Genomic DNA, 18,584 nt, shown 5'->3' on the forward strand with positions numbered 1-18,584 from the left:
CTTGTTTTGACATCACCCTTGTAAATTTCTAAGTTTATGCCATGGACAAGTCGTTCTTTCGCCCTTTTGCCCTTCTCTTGTTGGCTTCAGCCCTTGCTGCGCCGGCAGTGTTCGGCTATGCCGGCGAGGGCTGTAAGGACGGGACGCCCATCGGGACGGTATCCCTGGAGGGAATGACCCGAACAAAACCCCATGTGGTCCTTCGCGAACTTTCCATGAAGTCGGGAGTCGCCTATTCGGACTCCTTGTTTACCGCCGACGCCCGGCGGCTTGAAAGCCTGGACCTGTTTTCTGATATCAAGCTGAGCTGCGTCCAAGAGGGCGACCAACAGAACATCGTCCTGCAACTGACCGAAATTTTTCCGTTCATTCCCGCCCCTGCGGGCAAAAAGACCGATCAGGACGGCTGGATGCTGGGAGGCGCCCTCGCCTACCTGAACCTCTTTGGCGAAGACATCCGCAGCGAAATCCAATACAGGACTTCCCTGGACCCCCTGTTCGACAACAACGAATATGCTATTTACACATCGTCTCCCTGGCTCTTTGGACTACCCGTAGGGTGGAACATCGAGCTCCTCCGCACCGACAGCTATGACGAACTGCGAAATTTTCACAACGCCTCCTGGCTTGCCGACTTAGATTTGGAATGGAACTTCACACAGCGATTCGCCCTTCTTGTTTCTGGGGCATACCGCTACATGGAGAAATTCGGCCATGTTCCCGAGGGAGGGCTCGGGATTTCCTTTGACACCAGGGATTCCCCGCTGGATTCCCGACGCGGCACCTATGACGAGATAATGCTGACCCGAGTCGGGGCGCACGACTTGCCGGAAAACTTCTTTGAAATCCTGACGGACTTCCGGGGGTACTACACAGCGGGCAGGTTTATTTCTGGATTGTCGGCTCTTTTCCGTTACCGGTTCGGCCATGCGGAATTCTTTGACCGTTTTCACCATGGAGGCGCCAACACCTTCCGCGGGGCAGACGCGGATACTTCCAGACACGGCAAGCACGAAAGCCTCTTGAACTTCGAAGAGCGTTTTGTCCTGCTGGAACGCAGGCCTGCAAGTGTCGTCGGAATCAACTTTTTCTATGGAGTCCAGCTGGTGGCGGGTTTGGACGGATCTTTTTTGTGGGATGATTCGGACCTGGACTGGAGCGAGTATTCTGGAGCCGTCTATGGAGGCATCCACTTGCTGATACCGGCACTGGACCGCATCCGCATAGAAGTCGGCTACGCACCGGATACTGGCGAGCCCAAAATTTTTGTCGGGCTCTTCGAAAAGAACGTCTCCCAGAGATGGCGCTCCAGGTAAACCGAACTAAACACAACGGGTATACGGACAGCATCATTTACTGCACAAAATGTCACTCGTTGTCAAAAAGTTTTGCTATATTGTTCTTAAAGGCAAATCCAGGCGGGGGTTTCCCGAAAGGACTCGCGAAAATATCTAAAATTGCACCACGAGTGCCGGTTTAATGCCGATTTTTGCATAATTTGGGCAATTTTGGACAAATCAGAAGCTTTTTTAGACTAGGAACAAGTTAAGGATCTAGCGTTTTATGGCAAGTAATTACGACGAACGGAACATCAAGACTTTGGAATGGTACGAGCATATCCGCATGCGTCCGGGTATGTACATCGGCAAGCTAGGCGACGGCCAGAGCCCCGACGACGGTATCTACGTCTTGGCGAAGGAAGTCATCGACAACTCCATTGACGAATTCGCGATGGGCGCCGGAAAAAAGATCATCATCGAGATGGCGGACAGGAGCTGCCGCGTGCGCGACTTCGGCCGCGGCATCCCGCTGGGCAAGGTCATCGACTGCGTTTCCAAAATGAACACCGGCGGCAAGTACGACTCCGAGGCGTTCCAAAAGTCTGTGGGCATGAACGGCGTGGGTACCAAGGCGGTCAACGCGCTTTCCACCACCTTTATCGTGCAGAGTTTCCGTGACGGTCGCTGCAAAAGGGCGGAATTCAGCAAGGGCATTTTGGTGAAGGAATATCGCGAATGCGCCACCAACGAGAAAAACGGCACCGAAATCTACTTTGAACCCGACGCGGACCTGTTCAAGAACTACCGGTTCCTCCCCGCCTACATGGAAGAGAAAATCTGGAACTACGCGTACCTGAACACGGGCCTCACGATGGTGATGAACGACAAGCAGTACGTGAGCCCGAACGGTCTTTTGGATTTGCTCAAGAGCCGCGTGGACGAAACCATCCGCTACGACATCATCCACTGCAAACTCAAGGATTTGGAGTTCGCCCTCACGCACTCGAACCAGGAAGGCGAACATTACTTCAGTTTTGTGAACGGCCAGCACACCACGCAGGGCGGCACCCACCTGGCGGCATTCCGCGAGGCGGTGGTCAAGGGCGTTCGCGACCACTTCAAAAAGGAATTCGACGCCAGCGACGTGCGCAATTGCATCATCGGCGCGATCTCGGTGCGCATCCAAGAGCCTGTTTTTGAATCGCAGACCAAGACGAAGCTCGGCAGCACGACCACTGCCCCCAACGGTCCCGCGCTCCGCTCGTGGATCGTGGACAGCGTCTCGAAGGAACTCGACAACTACCTGCACAAGAACGAGGCGGTGGCGAAGGCGATCCTCGACCGCATCAACCAGAACGAAAAACTGAGGAAGGAACTTGCGGGCGTCAAAAAACTCGCGAACGAACGCGCCAAGAAGGCGAACCTCAACAACAAGAAACTCCGCGACTGTAGCGTCCACCTGAGCGACGCCAAGAACCCGCTCAAGAACGAGACCATGATATTTATCACCGAGGGTAATTCCGCCTCCGGTACCATTACTACGGCGCGTAACCCCAAGACGCAGGCAGTGTTCAGCCTCCGCGGCAAACCCAAGAACAGCTACGGTCTCTCCAAAAAAATCGTGTACGAGAACGAGGAATGGAACCTGTTGCAGGCGGCACTCAACATAGAGAACGGGCTCGACGACCTGCGCTACGACAAGGTGATTATCGCGACCGATGCCGACGTGGACGGCATGCACATCCGCCTTTTGGTGATGACGTTCTTCCTCCAGTACTTCCCGGAACTGGTGGAGCAAAAGCACCTGTACATTTTGCAGGCGCCGCTGTTCCGCGTGCGTAACCGCAAAGACAAAAAGAAGACGTTCTACTGCTACGACGAGGAGGAACGCGACAAGGCGGCAAAGGAAATCGGCAAGACTGACCTGGAAATCACCCGATTCAAAGGCCTTGGCGAAATGGACTCCGAGGACTTCAAGCTGCTTATTGGCGAGAACATGCACCTGGAAACTGTCACCATGCCTACGGACGCCTCTCTGGGCAAGATGCTCGAGTACTACATGGGCAAAAACACGCAGGCGCGCCAGGACTACATCGTGGAGAACCTGAGAACCGAGGCTGTAGAGGAGCTATAGAGCTTAAACCGGGACCTAGGCCCCTCTTAGAACTTAGTTCGCTTCGCTGCAGACCTAAAATTGCAACCTCTAAGCACTAAGTTCTAAGTTCTGCCTACTAGATTTTTAAAACGAGCGATAAGAAACTATGGACGAAGAACAGAAAACTTTAGGACTTTCGAACGTAAACCACCTGGAAAAGCTGTACAACGGCTGGTTCCTGGACTATGCGAGCTACACCATTTTGGACCGTGCCGTTCCCTATTTTGAAGACGGCCTCAAGCCCGTGCAGCGCCGCATTCTGCACACGATGTTCGAAATGAATGATGGTAGTTTTCACAAGGTGGCGGGCATTGTTGGCGACACCATGCACTATCACCCACACGGCGACGCTTCCATCTACACCGCCCTCGTGAACATGGGCCAAAAGAACCTGCTCATCGAGCCGCAGGGCAACTGGGGCAACCCTCTCACGGGCGACGAAGCCGCTGCCCCGCGTTACATTGAAGGCAAGCTCAGCGACTTTGCACTCGATGTGATGTTCAACCCCGAGACCACGGAATGGATCCCGAACTACGACGGACGCTCCAAGGAACCGGTGACGCTCCCTGCGAAATTCCCGATTTTGCTCGCGCAAGGCGTGGACGGCATTGCGGTCGGTCTTTCGACGACGATTCTCCCCCACAACTTCAAGGAACTTTGCCAAGCTAGCATCGACTACCTGCGCGGCCGCAAGTTCACTCTGTACCCGGACTTCTACACGGGCGGCATCATCGACGTTAGCGAATACAACGACGGCGAGCGCGGCGGACGCCTCAAAGTGCGAGCCCGCATCGAGAAGCTCGACAACAAGACGCTCGTCATCCGCGAAATTCCCTTTGGCACCACGACCGACAGCCTTATTGACTCCATCGTGGCGGCAAACGAAAAAGGCAAAATCAAGGTCAAGCAGATTGTGGACCACACGACCGAAAACGTGGAAATCCAAGTGCTGTTGCAGCCGGGTACCGACCCGCAGGTGGCAATCGACGCCCTCTACGCCTTTACCGACTGCCAAACGACCTTGGCCGCGAACAGCTGCGTGATTATCGACAAAAAGCCGAAGTTCAGCAACACCACGGAACTATTGAAGCTCAGCACCGACCATACGGTAAAGCTTTTGGATTGGGAACTCGACAACGAACTCGGCCACCTGCAAGACCGCTGGCACATGACAAGCCTCGAGAAGATATTCATTGAGAAGGAAGTCTACGAGGTCATTAAGCAAGCGAAATCGCATGACGAAATGGTGGAACTCATTGCCGAGGGACTCAAGCCCCACATCAAAAAACTCCGCCGCGAAGTAACCCGCGAAGAGATTTTGAAGCTCGCCGAAATCCCGGTACGCCGCATCAGTCGTTTTGACCGCAAAAAGGCGGACGAACTTTTGAAGGAACTGGACGCAAAGATTGACGAGGTAAAGTACAACAAGGAACACCTCACCGACTACGCCGTAAACTACTTCAAGAACATCCTCAAAAAATACGGCGAAGGCCGCGACCGCAAAACGGAAATCGGCGAATTCGGCACGGTGAGCGCCGTACACGTGGCACTTGCAAACCAAAAACTCTATGTGAACCGCAAGGAAGGATTCGTAGGTACCGGCATGAAGAAGGAGGAATACCTCTTTGACGTGTCGGAATACGACGACCTCATTGTGTTCAAGGCCGACGGCAGTTTCAAGGTGGTGCGCGTAAGCGACAAGGATTTTGTAGGTAAAGACATCGTGCTCGTTGAAAAGTTCAACAAGGACGACGAGCGTCACATCTACAACGTGATCCACCAGGACGGCAAGGAAGGCTACGCCTACATCAAGCGCTTCAACGTGGGTGGTGTCACTCGCGACAAGGATTACTACATGGGCAAAAACAAGCCCGGCAGCAAGCTCCTGTACATGTCGAGCAACCTGAACGGCGAAGCCGAAGTTGTCGAGGTCGTGCTGAAGCCGCGCCCACGCATCAAGCTCAATTTCGAAGTGGATTTCAGTACCATTGAGGTCAAGGGCCGTGGTGCCATCGGAAACATCGTGACAAAGTACCCGGTCAAGACCGTAAAGCGCATCCGTAAGGGCGTGAGCACACTCGGCGCACGCGTCCTGTACTTTGACGCCCCCAGCGGCATCATCAGCACGCAAAGGAAGGGTGACCGCATCGGCGAATTCGGCGAGAAGGACAAGATTCTCATCATCAAGGAGAACGGCACCGCCCGCGTGCACGACATGGCGGACCCGATCCTCGTGGGTACCGGCATCAAGTACATCCACAAATTTGACCCCGCTCAGGTGTTCACCATCCTCTACTTTGAGGGCGGGAACTTCAACTACATGGTCAAGCGCTTCAACCTGGAAGGCTGCCCCATGACGACGGAGTTCAACCTGATTACCGACCACAAGGATTCCCAGATGATCGAGCTCTTCGCTACCGATGACGCCCGCCAGCTGATGGAATACCAGGTGGGTCGAGAAGTTCAGAAAGAGGAACTGGATTTGACCGAGGTGGCCGACGTCAAGAGCTACAAGGCAATGGGCAGCAAGTTCACCGCCAAGAAGGTCAAACGTACGAGCCGCGTCACCCCGCCCGACCCGTTTGACGACGGCGCCGGTGAGGAATCGACCGACGACAGCGACCCGAGCCTGTTTTAGCGAGTCCTTCATCCTGAAGGGTAAAGCCAGTTGTCATCCCGAGGGGAAACGCCCCAAGGGATCGAACGACATGCTTTCTACATGCGCTTGATTTCGGAGTGCATGGACTGCTTCATGGCGTACATACACTCATCGGCAAAGCGGTAGACCTCTTCGGCGGTAACGGTCGTCTTGGAGAGCCTTGCCATGGTCTCTTCACGTGTAGCCACGCCATAGGCGGCCTCCAGCGGTACGGGAAGTTCACCCGTGTATTCCTTTTCGAGCGTTTCCAAACGCTTTAAGCAAGAATCCAATTCGGGCATATGCTCGCTCCTCACAATCGCCACGTACTCGTCGCCACCCATGCGGATGGCAGTGCCCAATCCTTCAAACGCTTTTTTGAATACCTCGGCAAAGGCCTTGAGCAGGATGTCTCCCTCGGCATGGCCGTAGCGGTCGTTCACATATTTCAAGCCGTTCATGTCGATGCTCACGATGGCGTAATTAGACGTACCCCTGTCCAGCACCCCAAAGATTTGCTCGCACTTGGTGCGGTTGAAAAGCCCTGTCAAATTGTCCATGTAGACCATGGTCGACAAGACCTCACGTTCCGCCTTGGCAGTAATGCCATCCAGAATATAAACAAAGTCGCAAGCGAAAAGGGCCAACACAAAGAACAGCGCCCCAAAGGGGATAAGCGAAAAATCTTGCACAAATCCACGAATGTCAAAGATTTCGCAGATGCCGTACCTAAAGAGTTCTCCAAAAACGAACAAGCCAAAAAGGCCCACTCCCCAAGTGAGGTATCGCGACGAATGGTCAAACCCATGCTGCCTGTACGGCAAAACAAGAACCGCAATAAACAGGAAAGAAATGAATATGTACAAGTGGAACACCAGGAGGAAATCGGAATAGTAGGCACAGCCAAAGGCCTGCGCCAAAGACGACACCACAAAGAGCAACGCCCCGAACACGGCAAAGCCCTTGACCGCGTTAATTTTCCACGGGGAAACCCTGCCATTTCGCATGTACACGAGCAACGAGAAAAATGCGACAGGCGCCAAATAAAGCGCCGCATACTCCAAATGCGAATTGAATGTCAGGTTCAAAGAGAACATTTGGAGTGTTTTGGTGTAGCACATGCTCCAGAAGCCCATCAAGAGCGAAACAATGCCCATCATGAGGATGCTGAAGTAGCTCGGCGTGTAAAAAGCCATGACCACACCCGCGACAATCGCAATAAGCCCGACGAACACGAGGAACATGCCAATGATAATCGTCACCAGGTTACGGGCGTTGTAATCGCTGACCGCTCCACCCGCCGGCAGCAACTCGAACTGAGGGAGCTTTGAAAAAGAAGTTGGCTCCGTCAGCACAAACTGGATGCGAACCGGGTCTTTAGTCCTCGAGATTTCAAAAAACGCATAGTGGAAGCCGCTTCCCACATACAAGTTCTTGTCGATACGTTCATGACCATATGAATAGATGAGTTCCGGTGCAAACACGTCCACCACGGCACGATAGCACTTGAACCGCAAAAACGCACGGTCAAAAGGCGCCTTGTTTATGAAACGGCTAAGCGTGAGCGTGTCGCCTGCCGCCAGTTCAAAGGGGACATTGTAATTCTTGATGGATTCAATGGTACGCGTTTCGCCCTTGTATTCAAGACTCCAGCCGTCATCGAGAATCTCGCGCGAGTGCGAAATGCCTGCATTGCGCAGTTGGACCATAACGGCGATAAAAAGAACAATGAAGGAGAGTGCAAGCAGGGGCACCACCGGTTTAATTTTTCTTTTTTCGATCATACCACAAATCTCGAAACAATCCGTTTTCTATGCGAGTCTTGGTTTTCCCGTCCAGCCAAGTTTTTCTTTAAGGGCGCCGACAAATCCCGTGTGGCGCATACGGATAAAGGTCGTCACGGCCTTGCTCTCGGCAAGGACCACGCTTTCGCCAGGTTTCATCACCCTCGCAATGCGGCCGTCAAACACCAGGTCCACGGGACTCTTGATGGCCGAGGCGATTTTGAGAGTCTTGGGCGAGAGCGAGAGCACCAGCGGGCGCATCGAGAGGCTGCTCGGGGCAACGGGCGTCAGCACTACCGCCGGAGTCGACGGGTGGATAATGGGCCCGCCCGCGGCCAAATTGTAGGCGGTGGATCCCGTAGGAGTCGAGACCAAAAGGGAATCGGCCCAGTATTCGGTCAGCGCGGAGCCGTTGTACTCCACGTTCACGTTCACCATGCGCTCGGGGGCGTGGGCACGCACGTGGACTTCGTTCAAAACAGTCTGCTTGCAAACGCACTTTTTGCCATGGAAAACGTTCGCGTCAATCATCATACGGTCGCGAGTCGAAAAATCGCCGACGGCAAGCGCGTTCAGGGTGTTCTTCAAATCTTCTACGCGGGTCTCGGCCAAAAAGCCAACCCGTCCCGCGTTCACTCCAAGAATCGGTATTTTGTAGCCGAGGGCGATATGCGCCGCGGTCAACACCGTGCCGTCGCCACCAATGGCCAAAAGCAAGTCGCACTTGTGGAGCCCCGCCTCCTTGACCACGCGAATGGGCTTGTTCACCAGCTCGCGCAAACTTTCGAGGGCAAAGAACGTCACCTCGCGGTGAGTCATCGCCCATACCGTAATCTGGTTCAGGGCACAAGCGAGGTCGGCACTCTTGTCTTTAAAGCCGACAATGCCAATCTTTTTGAACGTCATTCTTGAGCCTCCTTCTCGGTCTCCAGCACTTGCTTGAGCTTGTCCAAGATTCCCGGGTAACTCGCTTCCACCAGTTCGCTGTGGCCCACAGGTTCGTCGTTCTGCAAAGCGAGCGAAAGCACCGAGAGGGCAAGCCCAATGGCAGGCCATTCACCGCCGTCAAAGTCGCTGCCGTTCACAATGGTTTCCATGCCGCGGATCACCAGGCCGTCGTCGTACACGCCCACTTCCACACCGGTCTTGCGCAGGTTCTCTGCCAAGAACTCGTTAACGGGGCGCATACGCTCGCGCACTTCCTTGGGCAAACGTAAAATGGTCTCGCCCTCGGCAAAGCAGGCCGCCACCGCCAAAAGCGCATATTCCTCGAATCCGGTCGCGATGGTGTCTTCGCCAAAGCGGCGACCCTGCAGGCGTTTGCCCGCTTCCATCGGGAACACTTCCACGTCACCGAACACGTCGCCGAACTTTTCGCGGCGGGTCACGGTCTCCACGTTGGCGCCCATGCGCTTGAGGCAAGTGAGCGCCCCGGCGCGGGTCGAATTCAGGTCGACATTTAAAAGGCGGACCACGTTCTCCTTGGGCATGTTCCCCACCGTGGTCAAAACCGCAAGGGCCGTGGCCTCGGTCGTATCGCCCGGCACATAGTAGTCGCGGGCGGTAATCACGCGGGTTTCGCTCATCTCGGTGAACTGCGTGCGTTCAATCTTTTTGCCCTGCGCCATCATGAGGCGACGTTCGAACTCGCTCAGCTGTTCCATGCCGCGGCCTTCGTACTTGAGGTCCACGCCAAAGTACATGAGCATCTTGGTCAGTTGGTCATGAACCGAGACCTTCTCCTCGAAACTCAGGTACTCGTTGCGGACGAGCGAACGCAACAGCAATCGGTTGCGCATGGCATAAGGGATGCCCCCCAGCGAATCCTTTTTGATGGCGACGTCCGCCTCGTCAAAACGGAACACGAACTTCGCCGGCCCATCGGTCTCGACCTTCACCTTGAAGTACTTGAGCAGCGACGCCTTGGCTGCGACCACCTTGGCGACGCCTTCCCTGTCGGGCTCGGCAGCAAGGGTGTAAAGCTGTTCGGTGTCCTTGCTCGCGAGCGTCCACAGCAAAACGTTCTCGGGTTCGTCAAAATCAAACGGGAGCATGGATGGGAGGCTGTACTGGTAGCCCATGCCGTCAAGCACCAGCTGGTGCCCGCTCTGCGCGTAGTTTAGCCCAAATTCCTTGAGGGCGCAGGCAAATCGCTCCGACCCGCTGGCCCAGGCAAAATCCTCAAGCACGGTACGCCCGTTCACCAGGAGTCCCATCACCAGCGTCAAGTTCATGCGTTCACGGTCGGGGTTCAGCAAAAAATCCATTAACGTTCCTTTACTTCGTAGCCCAGGTAGTTAAGCAGCTTAACCGCCCTCACGGCCTCATCCTGCGTTTTGAACGCGAGCAGCAACGTGCCCGCCACGTTCTCGCGGACCTTCATCAATTCAATATCGCGAATGTTGATGCCCTCTTGCGCCAAGGGCTCCATCACGCTGAGGAGCGCCCCCGGTTTATCCTTGAGCATCACGGTAATCTCGAAGAAAGCGACCGAGGCGTTGCGGCCAGGCACAAAGAGGCTGGCGCGGCCATCGTTCCCGGCCTTGAAAATCCCCGCCAGGGCGGCGCTGTTATCGGCGGCACAGTCCTTCCCCGTAAAATCGCCGCCAGCGGGCTTGCCGTCTTCAACGACCTTGAGCGAATTCATCGCATCGATGGTCCTGTTCAAGCCGTCGCGCACACCGGTCAGGGCGCGCACCATCTCGGAGCGATTCGTCACGGCAATGTCGTGCCACATTCCCCACCCGCTCGCGGCAATGCGCGTCATGTCGCGGAAGGCGCGTCCGGCGTAGTGCTGGTAGTTGTGGCTCAGCAAAAATTCGGGCAGGCTCCCCGCCAAGGTGGAGCTCAGCATTTGCGGCATATGACTCACCCAGCCCATGGTCATGTCGTGGTGCTCCGGCGGGAATACCACGGCGCTCGCGCCCAAAAACTTGACGAGTTCAAGGAGCGGGGCGTACACACTCTCGGGAGTTCCCTCGGGAGGGCACACGAACCAGTAGGCGTTCTCGAAAATCGCGGGGTCATTGAACTCACAAGTGCGCTTTTCGGAACCCGCCATGGGGTGGCTACCCACAAACTGGAACGGAGGAGGCAGTTTGGCACCTGCCTTGCATATTTCGACCTTCGTGCTGCCAATATCGCTCACCAGGCAAGTACGTTCAGCGCCTGCGGTGGCCCACGAAACCTTCGAGAGGGAGTCGATGGTCTTTAAAATGTGGAGGATCGGGGCGCACAGCAAAATGAGGTCGCTGTCCTTGGCCCACTGCTCAGTCTCACCGTATTCAAAGAACTCGTCGGCAAGGCCCAGCTCCCCCGCGCGCTTGAGGGTCGCAGGGGAACTCACCGCACGGATGACCGTCGGCAGTTTCGCCTGCTTTATGGCGGCGGCGATGGAACTCGCCAAAAGACCAAAACCCACCAGAGTAACGCGTTTCATTATTCCTCCACCTTGCGGGTCTCTTGCATTATCGCCTTAAAAATATTCTTGATGGACTCTTCGCCGAGCGGTCCCCCGACCTCGACGGCCTTGGCGGCGACCTCGGCGAGCACGGACTCTTCGCGGGCGGAATCGAGCACCGGCAAACCGGCGGCCTTTTTGATTTTACCGATTTCGGCAGCGAAACCCGCCCTCTTGTTCAAAAGACGGATCAGTTCTTCGTTCAGCTCGTCAATACGTTTGCGCCAGTCAGAAATTTCCATAGCGAGAAAGATAGAAAAGACAACCGAAGTCTATGGGACAACCCGGCGTAACTGACGGGGGGACGCCTGTATTTGGACATCCCCCAAAACAATAAAACACATGGTACACTTAATTCATTTTGTCTTTACATAACCTTGTTGGAGAGCCTCCAGCAACCTATTTTAATTGTTGTTATTGTTAGGAGTTTTAAAAATGAACATCAAATCAATCATAACCTGTGGGATGGTTATAGGGATGGCAGCACTGGCAAGCGCAAAGGATTACAGTGGAGCGGAACTCTTCACTCTCGACGAGTTCCAGTACGGCAAATTTGAAGCCCGCATGAAAATGGCAGCCATTTCCGGAACGGTCAGCTCCATGTTCCTCTACCAGAACGGCTCCGAAATCGCTGACGGTAGGCCCTGGGTCGAAGTCGACATCGAGGTTTTGGGCAAGAACCCGAGCAGCTTCCAGTCCAACATCATTACAGGCAAGGCCGGCGCACAAAAAACAAGTGAAGAGCACCACAACGTGAACCCGGCATGCGACCAGGCGTTCCACACCTACGGCCTCGAATGGACCCCGAATTACGTCCGCTGGACCGTGGACGGCGTGGAAGTGCGCAAGACCGAAGGCGGCCAGGTTTCCGACCTCAAGGGCACGCAGGGACTCCGTTTTAACCTCTGGTCCTCCGAAGACCCGAATTGGGTCGGCCAGTTCAACCCCAACCAACTGCCCATTTTCCAGTTCATCAACTGGGTCAAGGCCTACAAGTACACCCCGGGCCAGGGCGAAAACGGCAGCGACTTCACGCTGGACTGGACCGACAACTTTGACACCTTCAACGCCTCCCGCTGGGGCAAGGGCGACTGGACATTTGACGGCAACCGCGTGGACCTCACCGACAAGAACATTTACTCCAAAGATGGCATGCTGATTCTCGCCCTCACCCGCAAGGGCCAGGAGAGCTTCAACGGGCAGGTTCCCAAGGACAACGAGCCGCAGCCCACCGTGAGCAGCTCCAGCCAGGCTCCGGCAAGCTCCAGCAGCCAGCAGGTGTTCCCGCCCGTATCGTCGAGTTCGACCACCGCGATTCCGCAGGCATACGCACAGCCGGCCCCCGCCAAGGTGTACCACCATACGGTGAATGCCAAGGGCGCCCGCGTCAAGGGCAACGAACGCTACCGCGTCAATTTCAAATTCTAATTATCACTCCCCAAACAACAAAGCTCACGCGACTTTATGCCGCGTGAGTTTTTTTTTGCGCTTCGCCCCTTTTATATATATTTAAAACATGCGCAAGGAACTCGCAAACAAACTTTTGGAATTCCCACACAAGGACGGCGACCGCCTCCCCAGCGTCCGCGCACTCATGAAGGCCTACGGGGTCTCGTCAAGCACGGTGCAGGCGGCCCTGCGGATTCTCGAAGGGCAGTCCAAAATTTGCAGCATCCAGGGCAAAGGAACCTTCTGGGCGTCGTCGGGAATCCTGCCCGTAGAGGATTTACCGCTCCCCCGCGAATCGGCAAGCGAAAAGATTTCACGGCTGTTTCGCGAGGACTGGGAACGCGGCTTCCTAAAGACCGATGAGCCGCTCCCCCTCATGAAGGAACTCGCCCAGCGCTACAACGTTTCCCAAGCCGTGTTGCGGCGCTTCCTCGGCAAATCGGTGCGGCAAGGGTTGCTCACCCGCTCTGGGCGGCAGTTCATGTTCACGCAAAGGAAGCATACCCCCGTCCAAAACCCGCTCAGTGAACTCCTGTTCGTGACCCGCTGCAACAGCTGGGGCGGCTTTACCGCCGAGAGCGAACGCGAAATGGACTTTTTGCGCATGGTCTACAAAAAGGCGGGTGCCGACCATTACAAGCTCACCCTGCTGGGCATCACCGAGAACGGCGGCAAACTCATTGACCGGAGCGGCAAGGCCTGCAAACTTTCCGACTTCAAGAACGCCGTGGGAGCCATACTCTCTACGCTTTTGGTGAGCACGCCCCAGCAACTGCTCCAAATTTTTGCAGGAGTCAAGTACCCCGTGGCCGTGTGGTGGGAGCTCCCCGAAGCAAGCCTTCCCCAGCGCTTTTTACACAAGCCCAACTGGACATTCTTCAATTCCACATTCGGGCCCATTCCCGGAATCGAGATGGGCAGGCAGTTGCAGCTGGGAGGCATCACGCAGGTTGCCTACTTTTCGCCATACCACGACAGTTCATGGTCGGTGGACCGCATGGCGGGCCTCAAGGAATCGGGCCTCAGCGTTCTGGACTACACCGACAACGAGTTCGCCAGCCCCTGGGACTACAAGCAAATTGCCCGCAAGACCGTCGAAAAATTCTCGGTGGAAGCTTACGCGCGTGAACTTTTGAAAAAGAAGATTATCGTCCTCACCAGCAGGAACAAGGACTACGAGCAGTTACCCGTGGTGTGCGTGAACGACGAGGTCGCAGGCGTGCTTTTGGAAATGGCAGACGAAGGGAGCCTCAATCTACACGGCAAGATATTCGCCTTCGACAACTCCGCCGAGAGCTACCTGCTGCGTATTCCCTCCTACGACTTCAACACGCAGGCGCTGGTGGACCACATGTTCTACAGCATCGAGAACCCCGACATCCTCGGCAAAAAAAAGGTCCAGCACATTCTGGGCCAGATTGTGGAAAAATAAGCTACCCCTAGAGAATCGAGTCGCCACTACCCTTTTTTCACCAGACGCATAATGCCCTGGCGGTTGAACTCGGGAGCATCCTTGGCAAAGGGGTTTTTGGCTTCGGCACGGAGCGTGAAGACGCCCGCGTCGCCGCAGTCCACCTCGGTACCCGATTTGGGCGAAAGGCCGTCCACAAACAGGCTGTCGGCGGCAACGCCCAGAATGTCGCGCAATTCTTCATCCGACGACGCCGACTTGCCCGAAATGCAGAGGTCCGGCAGGTGGAAGGTCTCGAGGCCCAGCGTGTAGAGCACGTCTTCACCCTCCACGAAATTGATCCACGGGTCCATGGGGAACTCGGCGTCGCCCAGTTCCTCCCGGAAAGCGTCGGCAGTCCACGCCGTGCCCGAGTGCTGCATGTACACGCCCGTGGCGCCGGCGGCAAAGCACTTGAGTATGGCGAGGTTCACCATGCGCAGGTCATCGGCGGTCTTGACCTCGCCCAGCAAGAACAACAGGGACTTGTGGGCGTCAATGGCCGCGGCCGCCTCGACCGAAATCTCCTGGTGCTCCTTGAAAATCTCCGAGAGGCCTGCAGAGGCCGGGTGGCGCACCACGCCAAACTGCACGCTGCACCCGGGTACCATCAGAGTCTTCGCCTCTGGCGTGACCGAAACCGTCTCGGTAAGCATAAAGTTCTCCGTCTCCAAGACAGGGATGGGAAAAGCTAAAACAAACTTGTTCATCATCAAACCTCTTATTTGCGGGCGCTCAGCACCCGGGTGACGGCGTCGCGAAGCAGGTTCTGCTGTGACGGGAGATGCAACTTCACATCCGCATTGAACGCATCTGCAAGGGAGTCGGCATTCAGCGCGTCGGCGGGAATCTGCACGGCGTAGCCCGCCTTGGAAAGCTCGCGTGCCAAAACGATTTGCTCGTACTGCCCCGGCGTGGGCACAAAAATGCACTTGGCGCCCAATACAGCCATGTCCATCACGGTGCTGTAGCCGCCTCGGCTCACCACCCAGTTGGCGCGGAGCACCGCCTGCTTGAACTCCTCGGTGGGCAGGTGGTTGTGGAATTCGATATTGCCTTCGGTCCACCTTTTTTGAGGCGCCGAGGGCTTGCCCAAAATCATCATGTGGCGGCCCGGGATGCACGCCAGGGCTTCGCGAAGCTGCCGTTCGAACTGCGTGCGTGCGGGTTCCACTCCCGAGACAATGGCGACCACGTTCAAGGGGGTTCCCGCGGGCGTGCCCACAACAGAAGTCGTCTCGGAAAAACGTGACAAAGCCCCTACAAAAGTCACCGGGCGCGGCGCTACGTCCACATGCGAAAGCGCACCCGCATAACCGGGAGCCTGCTCCAAGTCGGGCACCCACACCTCATCGAACTTCTTCATTTGCATCGCGTGCCACTTGATGCCCACGCCCTCAAAGGCGGCAAGCGCCGGCGGGAAGGCAATACGGCGCTGGTGCGTCATGTAAATGCTGTAGGCCTTGGGCGAATGGAAAGCAAAACGGTTGTCGGAGAACAGAATGTCGTAGCCGTGACGTTCCACCATCTCTTGGGCATAGCGGCGCTCGTAACGCATCACCGCGTTCAGGTGGGCGCTGTTCTTGAGCAGCCACAAACACATGTTGAACCCATGCCTGGGGTAAACCACGTTGTAGCCGGGGGCTATACGTTGGCGCAATTCCGGGAAAATTTCGCGAAACAGGCTGGCGTTCTGCTTGACCACCGCCAGTTCCACCTCGGCACCCTGCCGCAAAAACTCCCTTACCACGGGCACGCACCTGGTCGCGTGCCCCAGCCCCCAATCCAAAGGGGCTACCAGGATTTTCACCTGGCCTCCAGCCAGGCGTTAGCCCAGTCGCCGTGGTCGCAATCCTTGTCGCCACCCATCTCAATGCGGAGTTTCAAATGAATGGCTCCGTTGAGTTCCACATCCAGCTTTTGCTTTTCGGTGGAATAGAGTTTTTTGGAGCGGGCCAGTTCACGACCGTTCGCCTCAACAACAAAGTAGGCTCCGTCACCGCAGGCGCTCTCGTCATCGAGGCCCACAGTCGCGTGGAAAAAGTCATAGGCGCGAGGCAATTCGTATTCAATGATCGAGTTCGCATGGCTTCCAATACCGTAGCGGAACGGTTCTCCGTCCAGGGTCAGCTTGTGGTGTTCCACCGACTGGTCTACCTCGGGCGAACCCCAGTCCTGCGAGTAGCGGCCCATCTTGAGCGCCGAGAGAAGCGCCACCTTGTCGCCATCGATAAAGAAGTCCTTGTAAATGGGGAGCGTATCGCCGTCGGGCATGGAGCAGCTAAACAGCACGCGGTTCATGCCGTAACGAATGTCCGCCGAATCCAAATGGAGCGTATCGACCTCGTTGGACACGAGCATTTCGGCCTGGGAATCGCCGTTCAGCGTGTATTCGCAGGCAATGGACTCGGGGAAGCGCTTGTTCAACACAAAGCGACCGTCCTCCTGTTCCGAGACAATGAAATTCTGCGCGTACTGCGACACGCCCCTCTTCGAGATAATCTTGTAAATCACCAGCGGGTAGCCAAAGAGTTTGGGCTCGACAAGCACACGCTCGTTCTTGTAGCCGTCCAAAATCTGGTCAATTTGGTCAGTCGTCTTAAAGCCGACTACGCGGCTGTCGCGATTCACCTTGCCGTAGCCGTCTTGACCGCGCACCAGGTAAATGTTGCCGTTCGTCTTTTGCATCCACTCGGCAAACACCTCGGTGCTCCAGCCTTCAAAAGTGCGTTCGCTAAAAGCGCTGTGCCCCTGCGCAAGCATTTGCCAAGGCCTTGAATAAATGAACACCGAGTTTTCGGGGTAAGTCGCGAGTTCGGTATTGAGGAAGTCCTCCTCGCCCAGCAACTTGTTCTTGTAATAGAGCATGTTGTTCTTGTAACTGGGGGCGTGATACAGCATGAGGCCCAAAGACAAGCCGCAGGCGACAAACATCACAATCTTCGCCGCAGCATCGGGCTGCATCTTGGTCGCAAACTGCAGCGCGTCGTAAAGCCCCAGTGCCATGAGCATGGCAAACAGCGGGAGCGCCACCAGCACATAGCGCTGGTTGATGTCAATGGTAAAGGTCCCCGACACGTTCAGCAAAATCACAAAAATCTGGATGCAAAAGAAAATCCCCAAAATGAACCCGCGCACATAACGGCGGGAATAGAACATGCGGAACAACAGCCACGCCGTCGCCGCAAGCAAAATCACGGTAAAGGTCGTGTAGAACGGGTTCTGCATAATGCCGCCAAACGCCGAATCCTGTTCCAGGTTCATCATGACCTCGATATTCGTCTTGAGGTTGAACCACAGGTTCTCAAACGAGTGCGCCGCATGCTCGCCGCCCTGGAAGTCGTAACCGCGGTAGGCCGCCATCGTGTTGATGGAGGGCCAGCTCACCGCCACAACCGCCGTCACAAAGGCGGGCAAACGGTAGGGTTTCTCGAGAAAATAGCGGTAATAATAGAGGGCAAACGGGATAAACGCAAACACCGTCTCTTGGCGGGTCTGGGCAAAAAAGCCGAGCAGCGGCACCGTGAGCACAAAATGCTTCCACGTCACCTTGTTCGTGGGCACAAAGGCATACCACGCCATGAGCGCCGCCAAAAGGAATATGTAAAGGACCTCGGTTGAGGCCGATCGCGCCTGCAAAAGGTAAATGGGCATGCCGCCCAAAAACGCCACAGCTGCAAGCGCGATTTTGTCGCTCTTGAACCACCGCGTAAGCGCAAAGAAGAACGCGATGAGACTCAATATGTAAAACGGGTAGTTCACCAGGAGGGCGGTATCGCGATTGGGTTCCATAAAATTGAACACCAGCGAATACACAAAGCCAAGCGCCTTGCCCTTGAAGTTGTTCACTTCCGTTTTGCAGTCGAGTACGCCGTCAACCCAAACGCCCTCGTTGCAAATACCACCCGTGTGTTCAAAGTACATTTGGAGGCCCATCGACTCCCAGCTGGTCTCGTCAGAGAGCACGCGGTGGGTGTTGCCGATGTTGTCGAACATGAACACCGAAAAAACAATGAGGAGGATGGCAAGCCCGCAGAGCCCCTTGCCCCGCGGCAAATACCCGCGGAAGTTCTTCGCCACAAAAGGCATATTGATAACAACGCCTGCAATGAGCAGAACAAAGGTCAACAATATGCTGTAGTAGCCCCAGTCAATGTCCCAGCGGCGGGCATACGATACCGAGAGGTTGTTAAAGATGAGGAACGAGGCCACAAGAATCGTAAACGTGACTGCAGCCATCACCGCCTGGGGCTTGCCCAGGTGCAGCGACGCCACCCAATCTTTAACAAGTTCAACCACAGATTTCTTTGGCTGTTTCGTCTCTGCAGGCATCTCTGCCGTTTTCTTTTTATTTGAATTCTTCATACA

The 18,584-nt window shown here is 55.6% G+C and carries 13 protein-coding genes; 5 read left to right on the forward strand and 8 right to left on the reverse strand.

Features of this window, described 5'->3' with window-relative positions; translation table 11 throughout:
• Positions 1-80: 80 nt before the first annotated feature.
• The 3 genes from BUB55_RS00205 (at position 81) to BUB55_RS00215 (ending at position 6,073) form a co-directional block, all read left to right on the forward strand.
• Positions 81-1,316 (forward strand): POTRA domain-containing protein, encoded by a 1,236-nt coding sequence (locus BUB55_RS00205; RefSeq protein ID WP_159431903.1) that lies wholly within the window; start codon positions 81-83, stop codon positions 1,314-1,316.
• 247 nt (positions 1,317-1,563) lie between these two features.
• Entirely contained in the window at positions 1,564-3,414 is a 1,851-nt protein-coding gene (locus BUB55_RS00210; RefSeq protein ID WP_073187156.1) for a DNA topoisomerase IV subunit B, read from the forward strand.
• Positions 3,415-3,541: 127 nt separating this feature from the next.
• Positions 3,542-6,073, forward strand: coding sequence for a DNA gyrase/topoisomerase IV subunit A (locus BUB55_RS00215; RefSeq protein ID WP_073187158.1), 2,532 nt, complete (start codon positions 3,542-3,544; stop codon positions 6,071-6,073).
• Between the two features lie 77 nt (positions 6,074-6,150).
• On the opposite strand, the gene BUB55_RS00220 is transcribed toward BUB55_RS00215, so the two are convergent.
• Genes BUB55_RS00220 through BUB55_RS00240 form a run of 5 tightly spaced genes read right to left on the reverse strand, consistent with a single transcriptional unit; the run spans position 6,151 to position 11,559 of the window.
• Complete coding sequence (locus tag BUB55_RS00220) at positions 6,151-7,857, reverse strand: GGDEF domain-containing protein (RefSeq protein WP_073187160.1); 1,707 nt, start codon at positions 7,855-7,857, stop codon at positions 6,151-6,153.
• Between the two features lie 27 nt (positions 7,858-7,884).
• Complete coding sequence (locus tag BUB55_RS00225) at positions 7,885-8,763, reverse strand: NAD(+)/NADH kinase (RefSeq protein WP_073187162.1); 879 nt, start codon at positions 8,761-8,763, stop codon at positions 7,885-7,887.
• Positions 8,760-10,124 (reverse strand): 3-phosphoshikimate 1-carboxyvinyltransferase, encoded by a 1,365-nt coding sequence (locus BUB55_RS00230; RefSeq protein ID WP_073187164.1) that lies wholly within the window; start codon positions 10,122-10,124, stop codon positions 8,760-8,762. The genes BUB55_RS00225 and BUB55_RS00230 overlap by 4 nt, the downstream gene beginning before the upstream one ends.
• Entirely contained in the window at positions 10,124-11,296 is a 1,173-nt protein-coding gene (locus tag BUB55_RS00235; RefSeq protein ID WP_234971728.1) for a prephenate dehydrogenase/arogenate dehydrogenase family protein, read from the reverse strand. The genes BUB55_RS00230 and BUB55_RS00235 overlap by 1 nt, the downstream gene beginning before the upstream one ends.
• The gene (locus BUB55_RS00240; protein ID WP_073187168.1) at positions 11,296-11,559 is read right to left on the reverse strand and encodes a chorismate mutase; all 264 of its coding nucleotides are present in this window, start codon (positions 11,557-11,559) and stop codon (positions 11,296-11,298) included. Before BUB55_RS00240 ends, BUB55_RS00235 begins: the two co-directional genes overlap by 1 nt.
• Before the next feature lie 193 nt (positions 11,560-11,752).
• On the opposite strand from BUB55_RS00240, the gene BUB55_RS00245 reads away from it, so the two are divergent.
• Positions 11,753-12,745, forward strand: a complete 993-nt coding sequence (locus tag BUB55_RS00245; RefSeq protein WP_073187170.1) for a glycoside hydrolase family 16 protein — start codon at positions 11,753-11,755, stop codon at positions 12,743-12,745.
• Positions 12,746-12,833: 88 nt separating this feature from the next.
• Positions 12,834-14,198: a GntR family transcriptional regulator gene (locus tag BUB55_RS00250; protein WP_073187172.1), complete on the forward strand. Its 1,365-nt coding sequence runs from the start codon at positions 12,834-12,836 to the stop codon at positions 14,196-14,198.
• Positions 14,199-14,224: 26 nt separating this feature from the next.
• Here the strand turns inward: BUB55_RS00250 and BUB55_RS00255 are convergent, their stop codons facing one another.
• From BUB55_RS00255 to BUB55_RS00265, 3 genes are read right to left on the reverse strand one after another with little or no spacing between them, the layout of a single operon-like run.
• Positions 14,225-14,929, reverse strand: coding sequence for a hypothetical protein (locus tag BUB55_RS00255; RefSeq protein ID WP_234971729.1), 705 nt, complete (start codon positions 14,927-14,929; stop codon positions 14,225-14,227).
• 8 nt (positions 14,930-14,937) lie between these two features.
• On the reverse strand, positions 14,938-16,026 hold the full coding sequence (locus BUB55_RS00260; protein WP_073187174.1) for a glycosyltransferase: 1,089 nt from the start codon (positions 16,024-16,026) through the stop codon (positions 14,938-14,940).
• The gene (locus BUB55_RS00265) at positions 16,023-18,581 is read right to left on the reverse strand and encodes an NPCBM/NEW2 domain-containing protein (RefSeq protein WP_234971730.1); all 2,559 of its coding nucleotides are present in this window, start codon (positions 18,579-18,581) and stop codon (positions 16,023-16,025) included. Before BUB55_RS00265 ends, BUB55_RS00260 begins: the two co-directional genes overlap by 4 nt.
• Positions 18,582-18,584 lie beyond the last annotated feature (3 nt).

This window comes from Fibrobacter sp. UWP2 (assembly GCF_900141705.1).
In the GTDB taxonomy this organism is placed as follows: domain Bacteria; phylum Fibrobacterota; class Fibrobacteria; order Fibrobacterales; family Fibrobacteraceae; genus Fibrobacter.